Consider the following 23,728-nt stretch of genomic DNA (forward strand, 5'->3'; position numbering starts at 1 on the left):
GTAGCGGACAAATCAGGCATCCTGAGCAGGTCCTGAGAAGAATCCGCATTCTTGCCGGCAGTCTGTCACGGAAATGTCGTTCGCGGGGATCAGCCCCGGCGAGCCAGCGTCCGACGTGCGATGCGGGCAACCGCCTCGTCGATGAGCCGGCCGGCACTGTCGGTCGCGGCTCCCTGCCCGGCGGCATCGAATGCCGCCAGCACGTCGACCGCTGTGTCCACCTCGGACGCGGTCGGTGCGAGACCGGCACGCGCGGGCCGGATCTGGCGCGGGTGGATACACGCACGACCGAAGAAGCCCAGCCCGGTCAGGCGCCGGGTCTCGGTCTCGAACGACTCCGGATCGTCGATGACCGGCGACGCGGCCGCGAGTGGTGGCCGGATCCGTGCCGCCGCCGACGCGGCCACGACTTGGGAACGTGCCCAGAGCAACTCGTCGCCGACGACCGGCGTCACGCCGAGGTCGGCAGCCAGGTCCACCTCGCCGATCTGCACGAACTCGACGCGGGGGCCGGCGGCGATCGCCGGCGCATTCACCAGACCCGCACCGGTCTCGATCAGCGGTGAGACCGGCGTCCGCGGACGGCCCTCCGCAGCCTCGAGGTCGGTGAGCATCCGGTCCACGCGATCCAGCGTCGCGCGATCATCGCATTTGGGCAGCCAGATGCCGTCGGCCCCACACCGGACCGCCATGGTCAGGTCGTCAAGGAGCTCGGCACCGGGATTCACCCGTACCCACGTGGGCACCCCGGCCCGGTCGCGCTTCTCCAGCCAGGTCCCCACCGCGATGCGCGCAGAGTCCTTGGCCGCGACCGGTACCGCGTCCTCGAGGTCGAGGACCACGGCGTCGGTACCGGACGTGGTCGCCTTGCCGAACCGTTCGGGCCGGTCGCCCGGTACGTACAGGTAGACGAGCGGCGAACTCATCCGACGGTGACGGTTCCGTTGACCAGCGCCTTGGCGATGACGGTCCGCATGATGTCGTTGGTTCCCTCGCCGATCGACATCAGCGGCGCGTCGCGGTAGTAGCGCTCGACGTTGAACTCGGTCGAGTACCCGTAACCACCGTGGATGCGCATCGCCTCCAGGCTCGCGGTGATCGCGGTCTCCGAGGCGAAGTACTTCGCCATACCTGCCTCCCCGTCGACGCGTGCGCCCGAATCCGCCTTCGCGGCAGCCCAATACGTCATCAGCCGGGCGGCCTGCAACTGAGTGGCGATGTCGGCGAGCTTGAGCTGGATCGCCTGGAAGTCGGAGATCGGCTTGCCGAAGGCGGTGCGCTGGCGTGAGTAGTCGAGCGCCGCGTCGTACGACGCCTGCGCGATGCCGACGCTGCGGCCGGCGATGTTGAGTCGGCCGATCTCCAGCCCGGACAGCGCCTGCTGCATACCGCGGCCCTCGATCCCGCCGAGCAGCGTCGACGCGGGCACCCGCACCTCGTCGAGGAAGATCTCGCACGATTCGGTGCCTTTGTACCCGAGCTTGCCGAGGTCGCGCTGGACCTCGAATCCGGGGGTCGTGGTGTCGACGAGCAGGATGCTCATACCCTTGTGCGCCGGCGAGGCCGACGGATCGGTCTTGACCAGGACGGGAAGCACATTCGCATGGCGTGCGTTGGTGATCCACGTCTTGGTGCCGCGGATGACGTAATCGTCGCCGTCGCGGGTGGCGGTGGTCTTGATGCCCTGCAGGTCAGTACCCGCACCCGGTTCGGTCAGCCCGATACCGGTGCGGCATTCACCGCTCGCCAACCGGGGCAGCCACTGTTGCTTCTGCTCCTCGGTGCCATGTCGCGCGATCATCCAGCACGCCAGGTTATGGCTGCCCAGGATGCCGGCGATACCCATCCAACCGCGGGCGATCTCCTCGTAGACGAGGGTGAAGGACACCATGTCGAGTTCGAGTCCGCCGTACTCCTCCGGCGTGGTGATCCCGAACAGACCCATGTCCCGCAGCCGCGCGACGATCTCCGTGGGATAGCGGCCCTCGCGTTCCCATTCGTTGGCGACCGGGATGATCTCCTTGTCGACCAGCTGGCGGAGCGCCGACCGGAAGTCGCGCTGTTCCTCGGTGAAGCTGAAATCCATTGTGTGATCCTTGATCTGAGAGGTGATCGGAGATGTTAGACCCGGGCCCGGCCGCGGACCGGCAGGTGAAGGTGGGTCAGCCTGGGGCGAGGATGTCGGCCGCGAGCGCCGGGATCTGCCCCACGGACGGTGCGTCGCACAGACCCAGAACGGTCTGGACGAGTGCCTCGGAGGCCTCTCCCCCGCCGGCGTTGCCCCGGAACTTCTCGGCCACCGCGGCATCGTCCATCGGACGGCCGGAAGTGCCTCGGCTGCAGGGAACCTCGCCGACGAGCCGGGTGGCGTCGTCGAGGGTGATGACCGCCCGGCCGGCGGCGTCGGCGGCCGGGCGGGCATCGGGTGCGGGGACGACGTCGACGAGTGCGGCGGTGGCGGCCACCTCGGGTCGGACGATCGAGGCCTCGGCGTAGGTGTCGACGGTGACCGCTCCGTCGTGGACGAGTGCGGCGACGCTCCACGGCAGGTCGAACTTCGCGTCGTAGATGCTGCGGGGACTGCGTGTACCGGTGCCCGGCCCACACACGATGTCCACGCTGTCGGGATGGACGTCGACGCTGATGGCAGTGATACGCGACGCCGACACCTCGGTGCCCGATCGCGCGGCCTCGGCCAGAGCCTGCGCGACCGCATCGAGCGAGGCATGCATGAGTTGACAGCTCGGGTACGGCTTGATGCCGATACCGGCGCTCTCCCAACGAGTTCCGAGATCGGCGACGATCCCGTCGGGATCCACGTCGCGGTCGGCGAGCGCGCGGTACAGCCCGCGCCGGCCCTCCAGCACCGATTCGGGTCCGCTGGCCCCGGCCAGCGCCAGGCGCGCGGCGAGGACACCGTTGAAGCCCGCATTCCCCGGATGCAGGACCTTGGTGTTGGCCCCGGTGTCGAGGAACTCGAGCAAGCCGCCCGACGACGACGCCGCGATGCCGATCGCATCGGTCAGACGATCGGCGTCGGCGCCGTACAGCAGGCCGGCGGCGACGGCACCGGCGAGCGGGCCGACGACGGCGGTCGCATGGAGGCCGCGTGCGTGGAAGCCGTGTGGTGCCGCCGCGCCCAGTCGACAGGCGATCTCCAGCCCGGCCACCAGCGCGGTCACCGTCTGCGCGCCGGTCGCCCCGACTTCCTCGGCGACGGCCAGGACAGCCGGCGCCACGACCGTCGTCGGATGCACGAGTGCACCGGCATGCGTGTCGTCGAAGTCCAGGGCATGCATCAGCACCCCGTTCGCGAAGGCTGCCGCGGGCGCCGAGATGGCGTCGGAGTCACCGAGCGGATGTGCCTGCGCCGGGCCGCCGAGCCCGCGGGCCACGGACAGTCCGGGTCCGCCCTGGTCGAGCCGGCGGGCTCCGATGGCATTGCCGATGCCGTCGAGCAGGTGTCGCAGCGCGGCCCGCCGGGTGGCCTCGGGAATGTCATCGATGTCGAGGGCCGCGGCCCAGCTCGCGAGGCGGCGGGCGGTCATGGCGTGGCCTGTGCGATCGATCCGAAAGCACCGGCGTCGACCAGCCCGCGGACGTCCTCTGCGCTGTAGCCGAGCAGTTCCATCACCTCGTCGAAGTTCTCGTTGCGACGCGGTGCCCGACGATACTCCGCGGGCTCGTTGCCGAAGCGCACCGGTGAGGTGACCTGACGTACCTCACCCCACACCTCGTGTTCGGTGGTGGCGATGAGCCCGCGCGCCAGGGTGTGTTCCTCGGTCAGCGCCTGTTCGACGTCGTTGATGGGCCCCGTCGGCACACCCGCCTCGGTCAGCAACGACACCCAGTGATCGACCGTCGCCTCGGCGAATCGCTTCTCGAGCAACGGCAGCAGTTCGTCCTTGTGCTCACCACGGGCGGTGAAGTCGGTGAACCGCGGGTCCTCGAGAAGTTCCGGCAGCCCGATCGTCTCGGCCAACCGCACCCAGAACTTCTCCTTGGCGCAACCGACGACGAACCAGCCGTCGGAGGCTTCAAAGGCCTGGAACGGCACCAGAGACGGATGTGCCGAGTTCTTGGTGCGTCCCGGCCGGTATCCGGCGTTGAGGTGCCAGGCGGCCGGGTAGGTGAGCATCGAGATCGCGGTGTCGTAGAGCGAGACGTCGCAGTCGCCGCCGACACCGTCGCGACGGGCGGCGTGCAGGCCGGACATCAGACTGAGCGCCGCGACGTACCCGCCGCAGAAGTCGACAAGGGACAGACCGGATTTGGTGGGCGGTCCATCGGGGTCACCCGTCAGGTCCATCCATCCGGCCAGGCCCTGCAGGATGTAGTCGTAGCCGGGCTGCTTCGCGCGCGGACCGGTCATGCCGAACCCCGTCAGGCTGCAGCACACGATGGCCGGGTTGAGGTGCTTGAGGTCGTCGTAGGTGATCTTGATCTTCGCCGGCACATCGCCGCGCAGATTCGAGTACACCGCATCGCTGGTGCGCACCAGATCTTCGAACACCCTGCGCCCGCCGGGGGTTCCGAGGTCCAGCGACAGGCTGCGCTTGTTGCGGTTGAAGGTCTCGAAGAACAGCGAGTCCTCGCCCTTGTTGTAGGGCGGAACGTATCGCCCGACGTCGCCACCGGAGGTCGGCTCCTCGATCTTGAGCACGTCGGCCCCGAGGTCGGCGAGGTGGACGCTGCCGAAGGGGCCGGCGCCGTACTGTTCGACGGCGATGATCCGGACGTCCTCGAGCGGCCTCATGACCGCGCGTCCTCGGTCTGGGCGGCGACGACCTCGGTCAGCGAGGGCGCCTTGACCTCGGGGAAGTAGTTCTGTCCGATACCGCTCTCGCGGGTGGCGACCATGACCGAGCGGTTCCAGGCGACCACGACCTCGCCGTCCTGATTGATCCCGCGGGTGACCATCGACACGATGCCCGCGTAGGGACGAGACTTGGACCGGCGCAGGTCGGTGCAGATGCTCTCGGCGTAGATCGTGTCGCCGACGTACACCGGATGCTGGAGTTTGACGTCGGTGAACTGGAGGTTGGCGACGGCGTTCTGACTCATGTCGATCACCGACAGTCCGAGCACCAGGGCGATGGTCAGCCCCGAGTTCACGATCACCTTGCCGTCGGTGATGGGATTCGTCCGGGCGAGATGTTCGTTGAAGTGGTTCTGGTTGGTGTTCATCGTCAGGCACGTGATCCACGCGTTGTCGGTCTCGGTGATCGTGCGGCCCATCGGGTGCTGATAGACGTCGCCCACGACGTAGTCCTCGAAGAAGCGTCCGAGAGTGGCGGGATGGGTGGTCAATGGTCCTCCTACAAGGGTGCGGCGTCGTCGTCGAAAAGCACACTCCGTGACGCGGCCCACCATAAACATCAGATCTTTAGCTCGTCAAGACACGCCTTTCCCACGCTCGTGCATGAATTCTGGTCCATGGGTTGCCTAAACATCCGATGTATTGCATGATCCTTCCGAGCGCAGCTATGGCTTAGATCACTCCCGTCACCGGATGGGGCGCACCGATCCGAGGTCGGGGTGACGGTACGAAAAGAGGAAGCGAGTTTCGATGAAGCGAATCGGCGTGGATGTGGGCGGTACGTTCACCGACCTGGTCCTGTGGGACGACGACGGGACGGTGACGGTGCACAAGACGCCGTCGACGAACCACGATCCCTCGATCGGCACGATGGACGGGATCGAGGTGCTCGCCGAACGCGCGGGCATCGACGTCGCGGACATCGAGATGTTCTTCCACGGGACCACCGTGGCCACCAACATCGTGCTCGAGCACAACGGCAGCGACGTCGGCATGATCACCACCGACGGGTTCCGCGACCTCCTGCACATCGCGCGCAAGAAGCGCCCCCTGAACTACTCCAACTACCAGGATCTGCCGTGGCAGAAGTGGCAGCTGGTCCCGCGGCGCAACCGGCGGACCGTCGCCGAGCGGATCGACGCCGCCGGCAACGTGCTGACCCCGCTCGACGAAGACGCCGTCCGCCGCGAGGTCGCTCTTCTCCGCGAGCGCGGGGTCGAGGCGATCGCCGTGGCCTTCCTGCACGCCTACCGCAATCCGGCCCACGAGCAGCGGGTCCGCGAGATCATCGCCGAGGAGTACCCCGGCGTCTTCGTGTCGCTCTCCAGCGACGTCGCCAGCCAGTACCGCGAGTACGAGCGCTTCTCGACCACCGCCCTCAACGCCTTCGTCGGACCCAAGACCTCCCGGTACATCGAGAACCTGGCCGGCAAGGCCAAGGCCGCACAGGTCGGCGAGGACGTCCACCTGATGACCTCGGCCGGCGGTCTCGTCACGTCGCGCAGCGCCAGCGAGGTCCCCGTCTCGCTGCTGACCAGCGGTGTCGTCGCCGGACTTCTCGGCGGATGCTTCATCGGCAAGGCGTCGGGCTACCCGAGTGTCATCACCCTCGACGTGGGCGGCACCTCGGCCGACATCGGCGTCGCACCCGACGGCAAGCTGCGCATGAAGCATCTGCTCGACACCCGCATCGGCGACTACCACGCGATGGTCCCGATGGCCGAGGTCGACACCATCGGCGCCGGAGGCGGATCGATCGCCAGCATCGACGAGGGCGGCATGTTCCGCGTCGGACCGCGCAGCGCGGGCGCCATGCCCGGACCCGCCTGCTACAACCGCGGCGGCACCGAACCCACCTCCACCGACGCCATGGTGGTCATGGGTTGGCTGGGTGCCGACAGCTTCCTGTCGGGAACCATGGAGGTCAAGCCGGAGCTGGCGACCGAGGCGGTCAAGACCCACATCGCCGACAAACTCGGCGCCGATCTCGAGCACGCCGCGATGGGCATCTTCCAGATCCTGGCCCACTCGATGACCGAGGCCATCTCCCTGCACTCGGTGCGCAAGGGGTATGACCCACGCGAGTTCTCGCTGGTCGCCGAGGGTGGCGCCGGCCCGCTGTACGCGTGGCAGATCGCCGAGCACCTGGGCATCCCACGCGTCATCGTCCCCGGACATCCCGGCATCACCTCGGCGGTCGGCCTGCTGACCACCGACGTCCGGTACGAGGTCCCCACCACGGTCTGGACCTCCTCGGCCGAGCCCGATCTCGACCTGCTGAGCCGCGAGATGGACCGGCTCTCCGAGCAGGCCGTCGCCCAGCTCCGCGCCGACGGCATCGCCGAGGAGGACATCACCCTCGAGCGCAGCGTCGACTGCCGTTATGTCGGACAGGGTTACGAGCTTCGTGTGCCGGCACCCGACGGCGAGATCACCGCCGAATGGGTCGAGCAGACCGCGGCCACCTTCCACGAAGTGCACGGGCGTACCTATTCGCAGCGGTTCGACGACAAGCCGGTACAGCTGGTCAACATCCGCGTGACCGGTGTCGGCGCGGTCGAGCACATTCGCATCGCCGAGATCGAGGCGGGCGGCGCCGACGCGTCGGGCGCCATCAAGTCGACCACCCAGGCGTTGTTCTGGAAGAACGACTCCGCCGACCCCGAATGGGTCGAGACCCCCGTCTACGACCGCGCATTGTTCAAGGCCGGCAACACCTTCGAGGGCCCGGCCATCGTCCAGCAGTTCGACTCGACGACCATCGTCGGCATCGGACAGAAGGCCACGGTCGACGCCGTGGGCCACATCATCATCGAGAGGAGCGCCTGAGATGGCGAAGACCCTGATGCCCACCGACGGCGTTTCCCTTGCCGCCGAGGCCAATCGGACCTGGAACACCGTCGAGGTCGATCCGATCACCCTGCGCGTCATCGGCGGTGCGTTGAACTCGATGGCCAAGGAGATGGCCCAGGTCCTCTACCGCATGGCCTACTCGAGCCTGATCCGCGAGTCCGAGGACCTCGGCGCCGGCATCTTCGACGTCAACGGTCGCGAACTGTGCGAGTCGGATTCGACTCCGATGCACTGTGGTTCGATCCCGGCCTACATCCGCGGCGTCAACCGCAAGCTCGCCGGGACGTACAAGCCCGGTGACGTGATCCTGCACAACCACCCCTATCACGGTGCGGCCCACTCCCCCGACTACGGCGTGATCATCCCGATCTTCTGGGAGGGTGAGCACATCGGCTTCGCCGGGTGTACCGGTCACGTCTCCGACATCGGCGGCAACTTCCCCGGCCTGTGCATGGACGTCGTCGACGTCTGGGCCGAGGGCAAGCTGATGGACTCCATGAAGATCTACGACGGCGGCGTCCGCAACGACATGCTGATCCAGCACATCCTGGACAACGTGCGCACTCCGGAGCAGAACCGCGGCGATCTCGAGGCTCTCATCGCGTGCTCCCGCATCGGCGAGAAGCGGTTCGTCGAACTGCTCGAGAAGTACGGCCTCGACGTGGTGATGAGTGCCGCCGACCGGTGGATGGACTACTCGGAGGAGATGCTGCGCAGCCGGATCCGGGCGATCCCCAACGGCAGCTACGAGGCGCCGATCGGTTACCTCGACGACGACGGCAAGAACCGCGGTGTCCCGCTGAAGGTCGCGGTGCGCGTGCAGGTCGAGGACGAGGATGTCCTGATCGACCTCACCGGCTCCAACGACCAGGTGCCCACGGCGTTCAACGTGCCCTTCGAGGGTTCGGTGCTGCCCGTCGCGGTGAGCGCGATCCGCACCATCCTCCTCGACGAACACCTCACCGAGGAGTTCGTCCCACAGAACGACGGTTGCTTCCGACCGGTGCGTGCCTACGCACCCGAGGGCACCATCTTCAACCCGGACTTCCCGGCATCGTGTTTCGCCCGGTTCTCCCAGGTCAACCGCATCTTCGACTCGATCAACCTGGCACTCGCGCCGGTGCTGCCCGAACGGGCGATCGCCGGCTCGTCGGCCGCCCTGTGCGCCATCGCCTACTCCGGCCTCGCCGAGGACGGCGAATCGTACTGGGTCTACATCGAGATCAACGAGGGTTCCTACGGTGCGCGCAACGGCAAGGACGGCATGGACGCCGTCGACGCCCTGATGGCGAACACCCGCAACAACCCGATCGAGGAACTCGAGCTCAACCACGCCATGCGCGCCGAGCGCTATGAGCTGCGTGACGAGTCGCCGGCTCCGGGCCAGTGGCGCGGCGGCATCGGCAGCGTGCGCACCTGGTACATGGAGACCGACACCTTCCTCGGCTCCGAGGCCGACAACCGCAGCGATCCGCCTGCGGGTGCGCTCGGCGGCGGCGACGGCGCGTCGGGATCGTTCGTCCGCAACCCCGGCACACCCGAGGAAGAGGTGCTCTTCTCCAAGGTGACCCAGGAGGTCATCCGCGAGGGCGAGCGTCTGGAGATCCGGATGCCGTCGGGTGGCGGTTTCGGTGACCCGTTCCTGCGCGACCCGTTCGCCGTGCTGTCCGACGTGTGGGACGAGTACCTCAGCGCGGAGGAAGCACGTCAGGACTACGGTGTCGTCGTGAACACCGACAACTGGACCGTCGACGCAGAGGCAACCGAGCAGCTGCGCGGATCCCGGGTGGCATCCTGACCAGTCCGTTCGAGGGGGCCGGCCAGACCGCCGGCCCCCTCGGCACGTCCGCGACATCCCCTGACGACGTCGTTGCCGTCGCCGGCCGCTTGAACACGGTCATCTCGTGGGTCCCCGAAGAGCTCGGCATCGATCCGAGTGGCGCGCAGGGCCCACTGAACGGTGTCCGGATCGGGGTCAAGGACAACATCGAGGTCGCGGGGGTGCGGTCGACCTGCGGGTCGGCGTACTTCGCCGATCGGGTGGCCGACCGGGACGCCGCCTGCGTCGCGGCACTCAAGCGTGCCGGGGCGACCATCACCTCCACGCTGAACCTCGCCGAATTCGCCGTGGGCGTCACGAGCCAGAACTCGGCGTCGGGCGGTCCGGTGAATCCCTGGGACGCCGGCCGGGTGCCCGGCGGCTCCAGCGGCGGTTCCGGCGTCGCGGTGGCAGCCGGTGTCGTCGACGTGGCACTCGGCACCGACACCGGTGGTTCCATCAGACTCCCTGCGGCCTGCTGCGGGGTCACCGGTCTCCGGCCGTCAACCGGGGTTCTGGACATGTCCGGGATCTTCCCGGTGAGTTCGTATTTCGACACCGTCGGGCCGCTCGCACGTACGGCCCGCCAGGTACGCGAGACGTTCGCGGTCCTCGCCGGCTCGGACGTGGCAGGTGTGGATGCCGACAGCCTGAGGGTTGCGGTCCCCCGGCCGTTCGTGACCGACGACGTAGACCCGGCCATCGCGGACGCCGTCGGCGAGACCGTCGAACTACTCCGACGGTTGGGGCACCGGGTCGTGGAATGTCCCGTGCCGCACAGCGAGTCAGCGCAGGATGTGGTCTACACCCTGGTCTATTCCGACCTCGCACGTACGCACGCCGAACGGTTGCGCGATGAGCCGACCCGGTTCCAGCAGGCGACCCGGGAACGAATTGCCTTGGGATTGACCATCTCCGACGAGCAGCGAGCAGCCGCCCTGCGGCAACGAGACCTGTTCCGGGCCGCGATGACCGACATGTTCGGTGAGATCGACGTCGTACTGACCCCGGCGATGCCGGTGGATCTGCCGCGACTCGGCGGCGGAGAAACCGTGGTGGCACAGGCCCGCCGGATGGGACAGCTGACATATCCGTGGTCGCTGCACGACGGTCCCACCCTTGCTCTTCCGGTCGGCGTGCATCCGTCCGGTATGCCGATCGGTGCACAACTGACCGCCGCACGCCTACACGAGGGAACTCTCCTCGCGTTGGCCGAGCAGATCCAGGCGCACAGTGAGTGGCACCTGCGGGTCCCGCCCGTCCGCGTCAGCTCTGACGTCTGAGCAGGTCCATCTGCTTGTAGACGTCGCCGAGATGGTCGAGGTGCCGGCGCATGAGGGTCATCGCCGTCATCGAGTCTCTGCGCTCGACCGCGTCGAGGAGTGCTCGGTGGTCTTCGTCGACGCATCGCCAGAATCCCTCTGGCGCAACGTCGCGGCTGAATCGGCTGCCGATGACGCGGAAAACCGGGACAGTGATGAGGTCGAGTAGCGGGTTGTCCGCCGCCCGCAGCAAGATGCGGTGGAATTCCTGGTTGCTCGCGTAGACCTCGGGACCGATCCCGGCGTCGGGATCGAAGATGGTGGCGCGCAACTCTTCCAGGTGCGCCTCGGTGTGACGGTAGGCCGCGACGCCGGCGGCGGGCACCTCGGTGAGCTGCCGGACCTCCATGAGCTGGTCGACGGTCACCCCTTCGGCCGCGGCGAGGAGCGTCACTCCCGCCTCGAGGTGCGCACTGAGCTGACCGATGTCGGGTTTGGCGACGAACGTGCCCCCGGTCACCCCGCGGGTGGTGTGGACGAGGTTCTCGCTGGCGAGGGTCCGTATGGCCTCGCGGACCGTGCTCTGTCCGACGCCGAACTCGGCGCGGAGTTCGACGTCGGGGGGCAGACGAGTACCAGGGGTCAGCTCACCGGCGAGGATGCGTACCCGAAGCGCGTCGGCCACGATCTCGTACGCCGGGCGTCGTCCGGACTTGTTCGATCCGGGCTGATTCGCTTCTGTCACAACATGATCCGATCTTCATGGGTTCGCTCTAAACTACCAGATCAAGACGAAGACCACGGCAGAGCGAGGTGATCGCGGACACTGGTGACCTGTCCTCTACCAACCCCCTGGCACGTCTGCTGTAAGAAGTACCGGTGCTCCGAATGCGTCCCCGTCCACGAAGCGGTTCCGCCTGTTCCCGCGCCGTCGGCGCCGGTGTCGGCTGATGCGCATTGTCGTGGTCGGCGCGGGTGCCGCCGGGTCTCTGGTCGTGTTCCATCTGGCTCGTCTGGTAGCCGCCGATGACCGGGCCGAGCCGCTCGAGGTCGTCGTCGTGGACCCGATCGACCAGGTCGCGGGTCCCGCGTTCGGCACCACGGATCCTGCCCACTTGCTGAATGTCCCCGCGTCCGGGATGTCGGTGGACCCGGATGAGCGGTTCGACTTCGTGGACTGGTGCCGTGCCGAGGGGCTCGTGGCCGGTGACGAGGCGCACTACTTCTTCGCACCGCGCGCACAGTGGGCGCGCTATCTGCGGACCCGGCTGGCAGAGGCATGCGAGCGGGCCGGCGGCCGGTTGAGTGTCCGGTTCGTGCGTGACGGTGCGGTCGGCGTCGCCGTCGTCGGCGCGGGAGTTCGGGTGACCACGGCGGACGGAAGCGTCCTCGACGGCGACCGGCTGGTGCTCGCAACCGGACTCCCGGGTGTCGGGAACGGCTGGGCGCCCTGCGACCTGAGCGACCAACCCCGCTACATCGCCAACCCGTGGCTGCCCGATGCTCTCAAACCGGTACTGGCCGACGACGGGGACGTCCTCGTGATCGGCACCGGCCTCACGATGGTTGACGTGGCGATCAGCCTGCTCAAGTCGCGCGGCGACCGTCGTGTCGAGGCGATCTCGCGCGGCGGCCGACTACCCCGGCGTCATGCCGACACCTACCTCGGCGAAGTCGTCCCCGACACCACGACCTGGGGAGACAGCGTCGACGAGATCCGGGCGGCGGTCGCCACTCATGTCGCGAGAATCGAACGCCTACTCGGGAACTGGCGGCCCGGCGTCGACGGTGTGCGCTATCGGATTGCCGAACTGTGGGGCCGTCTCGACGACGCGGACCGCGGCACCTTCGTCCGTGAGTTCGCCGGTGACTGGGGGGTGCTCCGGCACCGGATGCCACCGTCGAGCGGCGAACTCGTCGACGATGCCCGGCGGGCGGGACGCCTCGTCGTGCGCTCGGGACGAATCACCCGCGTCGACGCGGTGCCCGGTGGTCTCACCGTTGCGACCGGCGAGGATGAACGCACCTACGCCTGGATCGTGAACTGCACCGGCCCGCAGTCGGATGTGCGAAAACTCGGCAATCCCGTCCTGGACTCGATTCTCGACGCCGGGCTCGCGACGACCGACGCGCTCGGACTGGGCCTGATCACCGACAGCGGACGCGTCCTCGATGCCGATGGCCGGCCGGGTCCGATCTCGACTCTCGGATCGCTGCGTCGCGGGGAGCTCTGGGAGACCACCGCCGTACCCGAGATCCGCACGCAAGCAGAGGAGTTGGCTGCGTCGCTCATCGGTGACGTCGGCGGTCACCGATGAGCGACGAGCAGCCGGATTCGCTCGGTCAGGTCGCGCTGAGCAGGACCGCGGCACCGAGCCAGATCAGCGCGGCAACCTTGATCACCTCGAAGGCGACATAGACGAGATGAGCTGAGCTGCGCGGACCCTCATGTCCGGCCAGCACGGCGTCGGACCTCTTGGTGAGGGCAGGCCGTACTGCCACGAGCTGAATGACCAGAGCCGTGATCGCAACGCCCGCGGCGACCGGCGTGGCCACCCCGGGCCACGAACCGAGCACGACGGCGATCAGGATCGCGATCGCCCAGACGACCTCCGCGGCGTTGAGTGCCCGGAAGACCAGTCGGCCGATCCCCAGACCGATCGGCAGGGTCACACCGGGCGCGCGGAACTTCAACGGCGCCTCCAGGAACGAGATCGCGAAGACCATACCGAGCCACACGAAGGTGAGCGCGGTGACGACCGCCCCGGAGGTACTCATCGCGCGCTCGACCGCAGGAGTTCCGGACCGAAGGTCTCGTAGTGGATTCGGCTCTCCGCGATGTCGCGACCGAGGAACTCCTCGCGCATCGAGGACAGGAATCCGGTGGGTCCGCAGAGCATGACGTTGGATTCGGGGTGCACCTCGACATTGTCCAACGACATGTGGCCGACTCGGACCGAATCGGAGACGATGTGCGGCGAGGTGTTCTCGTACCACTGGATCAGCTGACCGGTCGGCAGCGAATCCACCAGCGCGGCAAGCATTCCGCGGTGCGGCTGGCGGTCGCGGGAACGGTCGGCGTGCAGGACCGTCACCGGGCGGGCGTCACCGTTCTCCGCCAGCGCGGTCAGCAGGCCGATCACCGGCGTGCACCCGATCCCGGCGGACGCGAGCAGCAGCGGGGCGTCGTCGTCGGGTAGGACGAGGTCGCCGAACGGGGTACTGACCTTCAGGGTGTCGCCCTCGAAGACGTGCTCGTGCAGGTGTGCCGAGACCTCGCCGGCGAGCTTGACACTGAAGCGCCACTCCGCGTCAGCGGGCGAGCCCGTCAGACTGTACTGACGAATCTGCTGCGCGCCGTCGCTCAGCGGAACCTGGACCGAGATGTACTGTCCGGGACGGAACTTCGGCAACTCGCCGTCGACCGCGGCGAGGGTGAGGGCAATCGTGTCGGGCGAGATCTGCACGCGGTCGCTGACCTTGACCTCACGCCACACCTGGCCCGGCTCGACGCCCGCGGCGGCGTACAGGTCGGATTCCGAGGCGATGAGCAGGTCGGCCATGTCCCAGTACAGCTGATCCCAGGCGTCGGCGACCTCCGGCGTGACGGCCTCGCCGAGGACCTCGACGATCGCCGCGAACAGGTGCTGGTGGACGACCTTGTACTGGTCGGCGGTGACCCCCAGCGACGCGTGCTTGTGCGCGATCCGGTCCAGGATGAACCGCTGACGCCGGACGTCGGGTTCGAGCTGGAGGCGCGCGAAGGCGGCGACCGAGCCCGCGAGGGCCTGCGGCTGTTCACCGGACTTCTGGTGCGTCCGGTTGAACATGTTGTCCAGCAGGGTCGGGTGCGCATCGAAGAGTCCGCGGTAGAAACGCGGGGTGATCTCCGGGAGTGCTCCCTCGACTGCGGGCAGGGTCGCTGCGAGAGTGGCGCGTTGGGTTTCGGACAGCATGAGAACTCCTTTGTTCACTTGCTCATCGGGATAGGAGTTCCGGCGTGTGGCCGGAAGTCTTTGTGGGCGTGTCGCTATCGCTCCGCCTGGAGCGGTCCATCCTCTTGTGGTGGCCGCGTCGACAGGGAAAGCAGTACCGCGGTGGTGGGTTCGGCAGCCAGGTCGGCGACGGTTTCCGAGTCGAGGCTGTCGTAGAAGGCGGCGGCCGCACGGGCAAGCGCTCCTCGCAGACGGCATCCGCGCCGAAGCGGGCACGGCTGCGGGCCTTCGCAATCCACTACCTCCCCATCACCTTCGAGCGATCGCGCGAGCCAGCCCACGCGCGCTTCGCGCCCGAGATCGGTGATCGTCAGACCACCGGCACGGCCGCGGCGCGCGTGGACGACGCCCATCTCCGACAGCCTGCCGACGACTTTGGCGACGTGCGTGTACGGGACGGCGAGCTCCGCCGCGAGATCCTTCGTGGTGAGAGGTGTTGCAGCCCCTCGCTGTTCACCGACCGACTCTTCACCGGCGACAGCGAGCCGCATCACGACCCGGAGGCCGATGTCGGTGAAGCGTGTCAGCTGCATGCCGAAAGTAAAACACAAATTGGTATCGGCGATACCAATTAATGTGACGTGTTCTCGCTCACTCGACGGGCGTGGCGTCGGGGGTCGCGACCGGTATCCTCATGCTCTGCGCGCGGCGAATCATGTTGCGCGCGTCGTCGATCTCGGTGCATCCGGGATCGTTGTCGAAGTACACGTAGTAGGCGCACTCACCGTCGAACATGTCGCACAAACGGCGCAGACAGCTGTCGATGGTGCGGGTTTCCGTAAGTCATCGGCCCGCTTCGCGGTGCTGTCGTGCAGGTGCAGCCATCCGAGGTCGGCGGACCGCCACAGTGGGTTCAGCACCTATCCGTCCGTCGCCGGGTGACGAATCCCAACGACGGCTGCTCGCGGCGCGTGAGGGTGCCGCATCACCGAACGTGGGTACCCGCCTGCAGAACGTTGCAACCACCGAGACAGGAGTGACATGACGAAACTGGCGATCATCTACTACTCGGCCACCGGACACGGCACGGAGATGGCCGAAGAACTGAAGACCGTTGCCGAGGCGGCCGGAGCCGAGGTGCGGGTCCGCCACATCGCGGAGACCCGCGACCCGGCGAGCTTCGCGGAGAACCCCGCCTGGTCGGCGAACTACGAGGCGACCAAGGATTTGCCGAGCGCCACCGGCGACGACATCGTCTGGGCCGACGGCGTCATTTTCGGCTCCCCGACCCGATTCGGCAGCACGGCGTCACAGTTCCAGACCTTCATCGACTCCCTGGGCGGCCTCTGGGCCGAGGGAAAGCTCGCCGACAAGGCGTATGCCGCCTACACCTCGAGCCAGACGGCGCACGGTGGGCAGGAGACGACGCTCGTCGGCCTATACACGTCGCTGATGCACTTCGGCGGCATCCTGGTGCCGCCCGGTTACACCGACGGACTCAAGTTCGCCGACGGGAACCCGTACGGCGTCTCGCATGTCACCGGCCCGGAGAACAAGAACGGCCTCGACGACCCGACCAAGGCCGCCCTCGCCCACCTGGCGCAGCGCGTTGTGAAGGTCGCCGGCCTACTGGCCGGCTGAGACGCCGAATCTCTCAATGCGTTGACGGGGCGCCGATCGCCCGAGCATCGGGATCGTGCATTCGTTCGTGTCGTCGCCCGCTGGGCGTGCTCCACCTGACGACGACCGAGATGACTCGAGGACCCCACTCCGCGTCTGCGGGATGGGGTCCTCGAGGTGAGAGGTCGGGCGGTCAGGAAAGACTACTTCTTCTTCGGCGGGGCGTTGAGCAGCTGGATGAAGGGCTGGGCGTTGGCGATGGCCGAGCCGAGTCCGCCGATGGCGGTTCCGGCCAGCGACGCAGCCGAACCCACCAGGATCGCGCCACCGATGCAGCCGGCGAGAGGGCCGGCTCCGAAGAGCAGGGCCACCGGGGCGGAGACGACGCCGGCAGCGACGGCCCCGAGCAGACAACCACCGACCAGACCGGTTGCCGCGCCGAGGAAACCGCCGACACTCGCGGTCAGGACGATGTTGTCCTTCACACCGGCAACAGCGGCCTGGAGGTCGACATTGTGGCGAACCGGCTGGAACCGGGTTGCCAGCGGAGAGGTGTTCACCGTCAGCGTGGCCGACCGCCCGTGCGCCTCGGCGTTCACCGGATGCGTGAAGTCGTCGACGGCCAGGGTCAGGGGGATGGACTCCACGTCGTGTCCGTTGCGGTCACGGAGGACGAGCTGATCACCGGCCCTGACGAATGAACCGGTGTCGGTCGAGACGACGACGCTCGAATCGTGCTGATCCACCTTCCACTGGGTACTGACCGGGCCTGCGGTGTCGGCGTAGGCGGTACCGGTGGCCACGCCCATGGACGCGATCACCATCGCTGCGGTGGCGAGGATCTAGTGTCCTGAGTCATTAATTGTCGTTCGGTTGTTAGGCTAGGGAATGGCAACCCGGGGTCCGCGAGCAGTGGATATCGTTCTGACCGATGACGAGCGCCGTGAGCTCGAAGGGTGGGCGCGTCGACGAACGACAGCCTCGGGTTTGGCGATGCGATCACGAATCGTTCTCGCCGCCGCCGAGGGTGGTTCTAATACCGAAGTGGCACAACGACTCGGACTCAATCGAAGTACCGTGCGGCGGTGGCGAGGCCGGTTCGTCGAGCAACGCTGTGATGGGTTGCTCGACGAACCCAGGCCCGGTCGACCACGAACCGTCGACGACGAGCAGATCAAAGACTTGATCACCGCAACTCTCGAGACCACTCCGAAGAATGCGACACACTGGTCGACCCGGTCGATGGCTGAGCATCTCGACATGTCGCAGTCAACGGTGTCGCGTGTCTGGCGAGCGTTCGGATTGGCTCCGCACAAACAGGATTCGTGGAAGCTGTCGAAGGATCCTCTGTTTACCGAGAAGGTCCGCGACGTCGTCGGGCTCTACATGAACCCACCCGAACGTGCCTTGGTGCTCTGCGTTGACGAGAAAACCCAAATTCAAGCGCTCGATCGCACCCAGCCGATCTTTCCCATGCTCCCGGGCACCCCGCAACGGGCCAGCCACGACTACGTGCGCAACGGCACCTCCAGCCTGTACGCGGCGTTGGACATAGCGTCGGGAAAAGTCATCGGCTCGCTTCACTCACGCCATCGCGCAACAGAATTCATCGGATTCCTGCGCAAGATCGACGCCGAGGTGCCCGACGAGCTCGACGTCCACCTGGTCATGGACAACGCCTCTACCCACAAGACACCCGCAGTGAAGCGATGGCTGACCTCGCACCCACGGTTTGTTGTCCACTTCACCCCGACCAGCTCATCCTGGATGAACCTCGTTGAACGCTGGTTCGCTGAACTGACCACCAAGAAGCTCCAACGTTCCACCCACCGCACCGTAAGAGCGCTCAACGCCGACATCAGAGGGTGGATCGACACCTGGAACGACAACCCCCGCCCCTACGTGTGGGTGAAGACCGCTGATCAAATCCTCGACTCCATCGCCCACTACTGCACACGAATTAATGACTCAGGACACTAGTTGAGCTTTATCGAGTTTGCTTTCTCTTTGTGCCCCAGCGCGTCCGGGGCCACATTCGGACCGCCTGACCGTAGGGACACCGGACGACCAAGCCGGGGACCGGCAGCCGTCCAGCAGGTGAACAACTCGGGAAAAGCAATGCAGAACAAGACGAATCGCGTTATCCGGGCGTCGCCCCGTTGGGTCGTGCACCGGTCATAACGGACGTACGCGGCCGAGATATCGGCCGCGCCGGGCCTCAGCGATCGATCACGCGGTCCGGTCCGACGGCGTGCCCGTTTCCGGTGCGTCCGTGCTGGGATCGGTTCCTCCGGTCGGGCCGACGAGGTCGCCACGCGACTCGGCCCTCGGACCGCGCAGTCGGCGGGTCACCTGTCGCAGTGCCCACGCGGGTGACGGCTGTCCGGCGAGCGTCGTCACCGTGCGGTCGGCCGCCGGATGGCCGGCGAGGCGGTTGGCCAGCCAGGACACGGCCATCGGGCCCGACAGCGGCAGCAGCGAGATGTGCTCGCTGAGCTGATCCCGGACATAGGTGACGGGCACCCCCTGCTCGCGATAGCGGACGACCTGCCGGTCGACGTCGGCGACATCGATGATCAGATCGCGCACCGCCTGCACGACAAGCAACGGGATGTCGGGACGATGAGTGCCGAGTTGCACGTCGTCCATCATCTCGACGATCTCGCGCTGCGCCAGAACGTCCGCGAGCGGAATGTCGAGGTAGCGGTCGATGTCGTGGTTGCGGAACCGGCGCAACGCGTGCAGCGTCGGCATCTCGGCGATCTCGTCGAGATGGCGACGCCCGGACTCGGTGGCGTGCTGCAGGATCACCTGGTCCAGCCCGGGGTAGACCCGGCGCAGACCGGCGATGACCATGACGGGCAGGCCGGCGTTCAGAGTCCCGTTGAGTCGTAGCAGAGCCGACGCCATGTCACCGACCGGTGATCCGAGGACTGCGCCGACCAGCCGCAGTTCCGGCGCGTACTCCGGCGCCATCTCCGCAGCCCACGACGTCGCCATGCCGCCACCGGAGTAACCCCACAACCCGACCGGGGTGTCGTGTGCGAGCTCGTGATCGGTGAAGGCCAGCGTCGCCCGGATGCCGTCGAGGGTTCGATATCCCGGCTCTCGTGGTGCTCCCCAGGCGCCGAGCATGCCCTCGTGGTCGGGGATGGACACCGCCCAGCCCTTCGCGAGCGCGCGGCGCACCACGAGGAACTCGAAGGGGGCGATGGTGTGCCCGGACCGGGCGCCCTTCCGCAGCGCGTACGACGGGAAGCTCTGCGAGGTGACGGCGTCGATGGCGCACTGGAACGACAGCAGCTGGAACTGTCCTTCGCCGGCCCGCCGCCGCGGCAGCACGACCGTGGTGGCAGCCACCCCGGCGACGCCACGAAGGTCCGACGACCGGTACAGCAATTGCCACGCATCGGTGCGGTGCTGTGAGGCCCAGTAGTCCTTGAGCTCGACCTGCCGACAACGGATGATGTCTCCCGGGGCGAGGGCAGCCACATCGGCGGGTTCGTCGTAGAACGGGTCATGGACAGGAAGTAGCAGGTCGGAAGGCCCGTGCTGCTGTCCTCGATGAACATCGGTGGTCATCGTCAACCTCATCTCCGGGACGCAACTGCGTCCTGTACCGGATAATCAACAGATTCCGCGCTCACGGCATTCCGGGCTGCTTTCGCGCCCATCGAGGCACGTCGTGGTCTTCCCATGCTTCATCAGCGCGGGGAAGCTGCGAGGATGACCGAATCGATCACCGAACGCCGTCGTGCGGAACTGCGGCGGATCGCCCGCGAGGACTTCGGCTGGACCGTGCTGCGACCAGGGCTGATCGAGGCGATGGAGCCGCTCCTCGACGGCCGCGACGTGCTGGCGGCGATGCGCACCGGATACGGCAAATCGGCGATCTATCAGGTGGCCGGCGCCATGCTCGACGGGATCACCCTCGTCATCTCCCCGTTGATCGCGCTGCAGCACGACCAGGTGGCCGGGATCTCCGCCGCCGACGACGCACCTATCGCGGTCGCCCTCAACTCCGCGCTCGGCCCGCGGGCGCTGACCCGTGCCTGGAACCTCGTGGACGCCGGGGGCGCCGAGTACGTGTTCGTCGCACCCGAACAGTTGGCGAAGGCCGAGGTGGTCGATCGTCTCCGCGATGCGGGCGTGTCGCTGGTCGTGATCGACGAGGCACACTGCATCGCCGCGTGGGGCCACGACTTCCGTCCCGACTACTTGCGTCTGGGTGCGACGATCTACGGCCTGGCGGCGCCGAGGTCGCCTCGCCCGCCGATCCTGGCACTGACGGCGACGGCGTCGCCCCCGGTCCGGGACGAGATCGTCGCCGAACTGCGCATGCGGGAACCAGTTGTCGTGGCGAGCGGGTTCGACCGTCCGAACCTCCGACTCGAGGTTCGACGAGCCGCCCGCGCCATGGACAAGCGTCGCGCACTGATCGCTCGTGTCACCGAGCTCGACGGATGCGGTCTGGTCTACGTCTCCACTCAGCGCGCGGCGATGGAGTACGCATCGGCTTTGCGGGGCCGCGGGATCCGCGCCGCCGGGTACCACGGGGGTCTGCGCGCGGCCGACCGGTCTCAGGTGCATCGTGATTTCCGCGCCGGCGAGATCGACGTGGTGGTGGCGACGTCGGCGTTCGGGATGGGCATCGACAAGCACGACATCCGGTTCGTCGTCCACGAATCGGTGCCGGATTCGCTGGACGACTACTACCAACAGATCGGGCGTGGGGGCCGCGACGGCGACCCGGCACTTGCCCTTCTGTTCTATCGGCCCGAGGATCTGGCACTGCGGCGATTCTTCGCCGGTCGGCATCCCGTGGAGAACGTGCTCCGCCGCGTGTTCGCGGCCATCCCCCCGCACGGTGAGCCGATCACGGTGCGCGACCTGAGTCGACGACTCGACCTCCGGACACGCACCCTGATCAACTCCCTGAACCTCCTCGAGCAGGCCGGCGCAGTGCAGTCCGGACCCGACGGATACCTGGTCGGTGAGACGACCGCGGACGACGCAGTCGCCGGCGCGGTGCATGCCGCCGACGTCGGGGCCCGAATGGACACCTCCCGGGTGGAGATGATGCGCGGCTACGCCGAGACCGCCGACTGCCGACGCCGCTTCCTGCTCGGCTACTTCGGCGAACACCGCGTGGGCGCCTGCGGCAACTGCGACAACTGCCTGACGGATGTGGCGCCACCCTCGGCGATCTTCGACCCCGATGCGCCGTTCCCACTCGATCACCGTGTCCGTCACCGACGCTGGGGAGAGGGCGTGGTGGTCCGCGTCGAACCGGACCGGGTGACCGTGCTCTTCGACGAGCACGGTTATCGCACGCTGTCGCTCGACGCCGTGGAGCGCTCGAATGTGCTTCGCGTCGACGAAGGTGCTCCGCGTGTCCCCGACGAGGAATGAGCGGGAACCGCGATCCTGCCACCTGAATGAAGAAGGCCAGACTGCGTTCTCGCAGCCTGGCCTCTGTCACCGAATGAGCTTTCGCTCGTGGTGGGCGAAGGGGGACTTGAACCCCCACGTCCCGAAGGACACTGGCACCTGAAGCCAGCGCGTCTGCCATTCCGCCACTCGCCCGTGGCCGCCGGAATTCCGGCGGGCGTGTCGTCGGACTGGGTTCGTCCGGCGACTGGACGACGATAACAGCACCGCGCCGCTACGACAAAACTCGGGTGTTCGCCGGTATTCGACGAGCTGGTGACCTGCGGCCCCAGTGACTGGCCAGACCCATGAGGCAGGTGTTACACACGATGCACCAGTTGTCGCGGTGGCACAGTTGTCCGTTCTTGTCGCTATCATCAAACAAGGCCATATGCACGGCGACACGCTCGAATGCCGCGGAAGGAGGTCTCGGTGGGGATCCTGCAACGAATTGAACGCAAGCTCGAAGGCGCTGTTGACGACGGTTTTGCGCGAGTTTTCGGTGGTCAGGTGGCCCCGCAGGAGATCGAGAACGGCCTGCAGCGCGAAGCCGAGGAGTCGCTGGAGAATCTCGGCGACGGTACCGTCCTTGCGGCCAACAGCTACACATTGCTGTTGAGTCCGAGCGATCACGACCACATCGCTGCGGAATACGAACTGAACCGCAAGACTTTCTCGAAGCATTTGGAACACTTCATCAAGGACAACGGGTGGCAGACCTACGGCAAGGTCGTCGTAGAGTTCGAGCAATCGCCATCCCTGCACACCGGGATCTTCCGTGCGCGCGGCACGGTGAACCCTGACGCACGGCCCCGCCCGGTGCCGTCGCGTTCGGGACAACCACACGGCGCGCCACCGAAGGCCCCCCGCCCACCGGCCGGACCCCCGGCCCCGAATCCTCGCCCGGCCGCACAAGCTCTTCCCGCCGACGCACCCGACCAAGGAGCCCCCAAGATGACTCAGAACCCCGGATACGACCAGCGCAGGGGCGCCGATCCCGAGTACGACCAGCAGGCCTACGAGCAGCAGGGTTACGGCCAGGGCGCCGGCCAGCAGGCCTACGGACAGCAGGCGTACGACCAGTACGGCCAGCAGCCCGGCTACGAGCAGGGATACGACCAGCAGGCCTACGGACAGCAGCCCGCCGGTTACGAGCAGCAGGGATACGGGCAGCAGCCCGGCTACGGCCAGCAGGGTTACAGCCAGCAGCCCGCTGGTTACGAGCAGCAGGGATACGGACAACAGCCCGGCTACGGCCAGCCCGGCTACGAACAGCAGGGCTACAGCCAGCAGCCCGGCGGCTACGACCAGGGCTACGGGCAGCAGGGTTACGACTACCAGCAGGGTTACGCCCAGCCCGGCTACGAACAGCAGGGCTACAGCCAGCAGCCCGGCGGCTACGACCAGGGCTACGGGCAGCAGGGCTACGGCCAGCAGCCGCCGGCGGCCTATGACTACCAGGGTGGCTACGACCAGGGTTACGGCGCAGGACGTCCCGCCGCCGGCTACGCCCCGTCGTCGATCACCCTTCTCCTCGAGGACGGCAGCAACCGCACCTTCCAGTTGCACGAGGGTTCCAACGTGATCGGCCGCGGCCAGGACGCTCAGTTCCGTCTGCCCGACACCGGTGTGTCGCGCCGCCACGTGGAGATCCGCTGGGACGGCACCACCGCGATGCTCACCGACCTCAACTCGACCAACGGCACCACCGTCAACGACCTGCAGGTCAACACCTGGGAACTCGCCGACGGCGACCGCATCCGCGTGGGTCACTCCGACATCACCGTCCGCTTCCAGTAGTTTCGGCAACCGCCTCTCCGCGCCCGTCTAACGCGGGCGGCGGTAGTCGCTGATCGGAGTGATCCCGGCGACTCCGCGAGGGCGGTTGATACTGAACTGTCATATGTGAATGAACGGGTTCGGCTGTACTGCCCATAAGATGCACACGGGGTCCGCCGGTTGCGATCGGCAGTCGAGATCGACACCCGCC

Annotated in this window: 20 protein-coding genes and 1 tRNA gene; 8 read left to right on the forward strand and 13 right to left on the reverse strand. The window is 67.2% G+C overall.

Features of this window, described 5'->3' with window-relative positions:
* Positions 1-89 precede the first annotated feature (89 nt).
* The 5 genes from C5O27_RS04355 to C5O27_RS04375 form a co-directional block, all read right to left on the reverse strand.
* Entirely contained in the window at positions 90-926 is an 837-nt protein-coding gene (locus C5O27_RS04355; RefSeq protein WP_127962008.1) for an HpcH/HpaI aldolase/citrate lyase family protein, read from the reverse strand.
* Positions 923-2,086, reverse strand: coding sequence for an acyl-CoA dehydrogenase family protein (locus C5O27_RS04360; RefSeq protein ID WP_040723529.1), 1,164 nt, complete (start codon positions 2,084-2,086; stop codon positions 923-925). The genes C5O27_RS04355 and C5O27_RS04360 overlap by 4 nt, the downstream gene beginning before the upstream one ends.
* 76 nt (positions 2,087-2,162) lie before the next feature.
* On the reverse strand, positions 2,163-3,548 hold the full coding sequence (locus C5O27_RS04365) for an MmgE/PrpD family protein (RefSeq protein WP_127962009.1): 1,386 nt from the start codon (positions 3,546-3,548) through the stop codon (positions 2,163-2,165).
* Positions 3,545-4,756, reverse strand: a complete 1,212-nt coding sequence (locus tag C5O27_RS04370) for a CaiB/BaiF CoA transferase family protein (RefSeq protein ID WP_006360561.1) — start codon at positions 4,754-4,756, stop codon at positions 3,545-3,547. Before C5O27_RS04370 ends, C5O27_RS04365 begins: the two co-directional genes overlap by 4 nt.
* Entirely contained in the window at positions 4,753-5,310 is a 558-nt protein-coding gene (locus C5O27_RS04375; protein WP_075863371.1) for a MaoC family dehydratase, read from the reverse strand. The genes C5O27_RS04370 and C5O27_RS04375 overlap by 4 nt, the downstream gene beginning before the upstream one ends.
* Before the next feature lie 259 nt (positions 5,311-5,569).
* Here C5O27_RS04375 and C5O27_RS04380 point away from each other — a divergent pair, with 259 nt between their 5' ends.
* The 3 genes from C5O27_RS04380 to C5O27_RS04390 all read left to right on the forward strand — a co-directional run bounded on the left by C5O27_RS04380 (position 5,570) and on the right by C5O27_RS04390 (position 10,774).
* Positions 5,570-7,648, forward strand: a complete 2,079-nt coding sequence (locus tag C5O27_RS04380; RefSeq protein ID WP_035755428.1) for a hydantoinase/oxoprolinase family protein — start codon at positions 5,570-5,572, stop codon at positions 7,646-7,648.
* 1 nt (position 7,649) lies between these two features.
* A complete protein-coding gene (locus C5O27_RS04385; protein ID WP_127962010.1) occupies positions 7,650-9,470 on the forward strand; it encodes a hydantoinase B/oxoprolinase family protein in 1,821 nt (606 codons plus the stop codon).
* An 89-nt stretch (positions 9,471-9,559) separates the two neighbouring features.
* On the forward strand, positions 9,560-10,774 hold the full coding sequence (locus tag C5O27_RS04390; RefSeq protein ID WP_127962011.1) for an amidase: 1,215 nt from the start codon (positions 9,560-9,562) through the stop codon (positions 10,772-10,774).
* Here C5O27_RS04390 and C5O27_RS04395 read toward each other — a convergent pair.
* The gene (locus C5O27_RS04395) at positions 10,758-11,498 is read right to left on the reverse strand and encodes a FadR/GntR family transcriptional regulator (protein WP_006868427.1); all 741 of its coding nucleotides are present in this window, start codon (positions 11,496-11,498) and stop codon (positions 10,758-10,760) included. The genes C5O27_RS04390 and C5O27_RS04395 overlap by 17 nt on opposite strands.
* Before the next feature lie 205 nt (positions 11,499-11,703).
* On the opposite strand from C5O27_RS04395, the gene C5O27_RS04400 reads away from it, so the two are divergent.
* Complete coding sequence (locus tag C5O27_RS04400) at positions 11,704-13,071, forward strand: FAD/NAD(P)-binding protein (RefSeq protein ID WP_127962012.1); 1,368 nt, start codon at positions 11,704-11,706, stop codon at positions 13,069-13,071.
* A gap of 25 nt (positions 13,072-13,096) precedes the next feature.
* Here the strand turns inward: C5O27_RS04400 and C5O27_RS04405 are convergent, their stop codons facing one another.
* The 4 genes from C5O27_RS04405 to C5O27_RS22700 all read right to left on the reverse strand — a co-directional run bounded on the left by C5O27_RS04405 (position 13,097) and on the right by C5O27_RS22700 (position 15,483).
* Positions 13,097-13,531, reverse strand: coding sequence for a hypothetical protein (locus C5O27_RS04405; RefSeq protein ID WP_127962013.1), 435 nt, complete (start codon positions 13,529-13,531; stop codon positions 13,097-13,099).
* The gene (locus C5O27_RS04410; RefSeq protein ID WP_127962014.1) at positions 13,528-14,709 is read right to left on the reverse strand and encodes a globin domain-containing protein; all 1,182 of its coding nucleotides are present in this window, start codon (positions 14,707-14,709) and stop codon (positions 13,528-13,530) included. The genes C5O27_RS04405 and C5O27_RS04410 overlap by 4 nt, the downstream gene beginning before the upstream one ends.
* A gap of 74 nt (positions 14,710-14,783) precedes the next feature.
* Positions 14,784-15,281, reverse strand: a complete 498-nt coding sequence (locus C5O27_RS04415) for an RrF2 family transcriptional regulator (protein WP_127962015.1) — start codon at positions 15,279-15,281, stop codon at positions 14,784-14,786.
* A 58-nt stretch (positions 15,282-15,339) separates the two neighbouring features.
* A complete protein-coding gene (locus tag C5O27_RS22700) occupies positions 15,340-15,483 on the reverse strand; it encodes a hypothetical protein (protein ID WP_164905303.1) in 144 nt (47 codons plus the stop codon).
* A gap of 246 nt (positions 15,484-15,729) precedes the next feature.
* On the opposite strand from C5O27_RS22700, the gene C5O27_RS04420 reads away from it, so the two are divergent.
* Positions 15,730-16,329, forward strand: coding sequence for an NAD(P)H-dependent oxidoreductase (locus C5O27_RS04420; RefSeq protein ID WP_127962016.1), 600 nt, complete (start codon positions 15,730-15,732; stop codon positions 16,327-16,329).
* A gap of 182 nt (positions 16,330-16,511) precedes the next feature.
* On the opposite strand, the gene C5O27_RS04425 is transcribed toward C5O27_RS04420, so the two are convergent.
* Positions 16,512-17,132 carry a DUF8020 domain-containing protein gene (locus C5O27_RS04425; RefSeq protein ID WP_127962017.1) on the reverse strand — a complete coding sequence of 207 codons (621 nt, stop codon included), beginning with the start codon at positions 17,130-17,132 and terminating at the stop codon, positions 16,512-16,514.
* Positions 17,133-17,196: 64 nt separating this feature from the next.
* On the opposite strand from C5O27_RS04425, the gene C5O27_RS04430 reads away from it, so the two are divergent.
* On the forward strand, positions 17,197-18,288 hold the full coding sequence (locus C5O27_RS04430) for an IS630 family transposase (RefSeq protein WP_127962018.1): 1,092 nt from the start codon (positions 17,197-17,199) through the stop codon (positions 18,286-18,288).
* Positions 18,289-18,537: 249 nt separating this feature from the next.
* Here C5O27_RS04430 and C5O27_RS04435 read toward each other — a convergent pair whose 3' ends face one another.
* Positions 18,538-19,890, reverse strand: coding sequence for a lipase family protein (locus C5O27_RS04435; RefSeq protein ID WP_127962019.1), 1,353 nt, complete (start codon positions 19,888-19,890; stop codon positions 18,538-18,540).
* 144 nt (positions 19,891-20,034) lie between these two features.
* Here C5O27_RS04435 and C5O27_RS04440 point away from each other — a divergent pair, with 144 nt between their 5' ends.
* Positions 20,035-21,720: a RecQ family ATP-dependent DNA helicase gene (locus C5O27_RS04440; protein WP_127962020.1), complete on the forward strand. Its 1,686-nt coding sequence runs from the start codon at positions 20,035-20,037 to the stop codon at positions 21,718-21,720.
* A gap of 88 nt (positions 21,721-21,808) precedes the next feature.
* Here the strand turns inward: C5O27_RS04440 and C5O27_RS04445 are convergent.
* Positions 21,809-21,894, reverse strand: a tRNA-Leu gene (locus C5O27_RS04445).
* A gap of 276 nt (positions 21,895-22,170) precedes the next feature.
* Here C5O27_RS04445 and C5O27_RS04450 point away from each other — a divergent pair.
* Complete coding sequence (locus tag C5O27_RS04450; protein WP_127962021.1) at positions 22,171-23,538, forward strand: DUF3662 and FHA domain-containing protein; 1,368 nt, start codon at positions 22,171-22,173, stop codon at positions 23,536-23,538.
* Positions 23,539-23,728 lie beyond the last annotated feature (190 nt).

Origin of the sequence: Gordonia alkanivorans, from assembly GCF_004011905.1 — a bacterium.
GTDB lineage: Bacteria > Actinomycetota > Actinomycetes > Mycobacteriales > Mycobacteriaceae > Gordonia > Gordonia alkanivorans.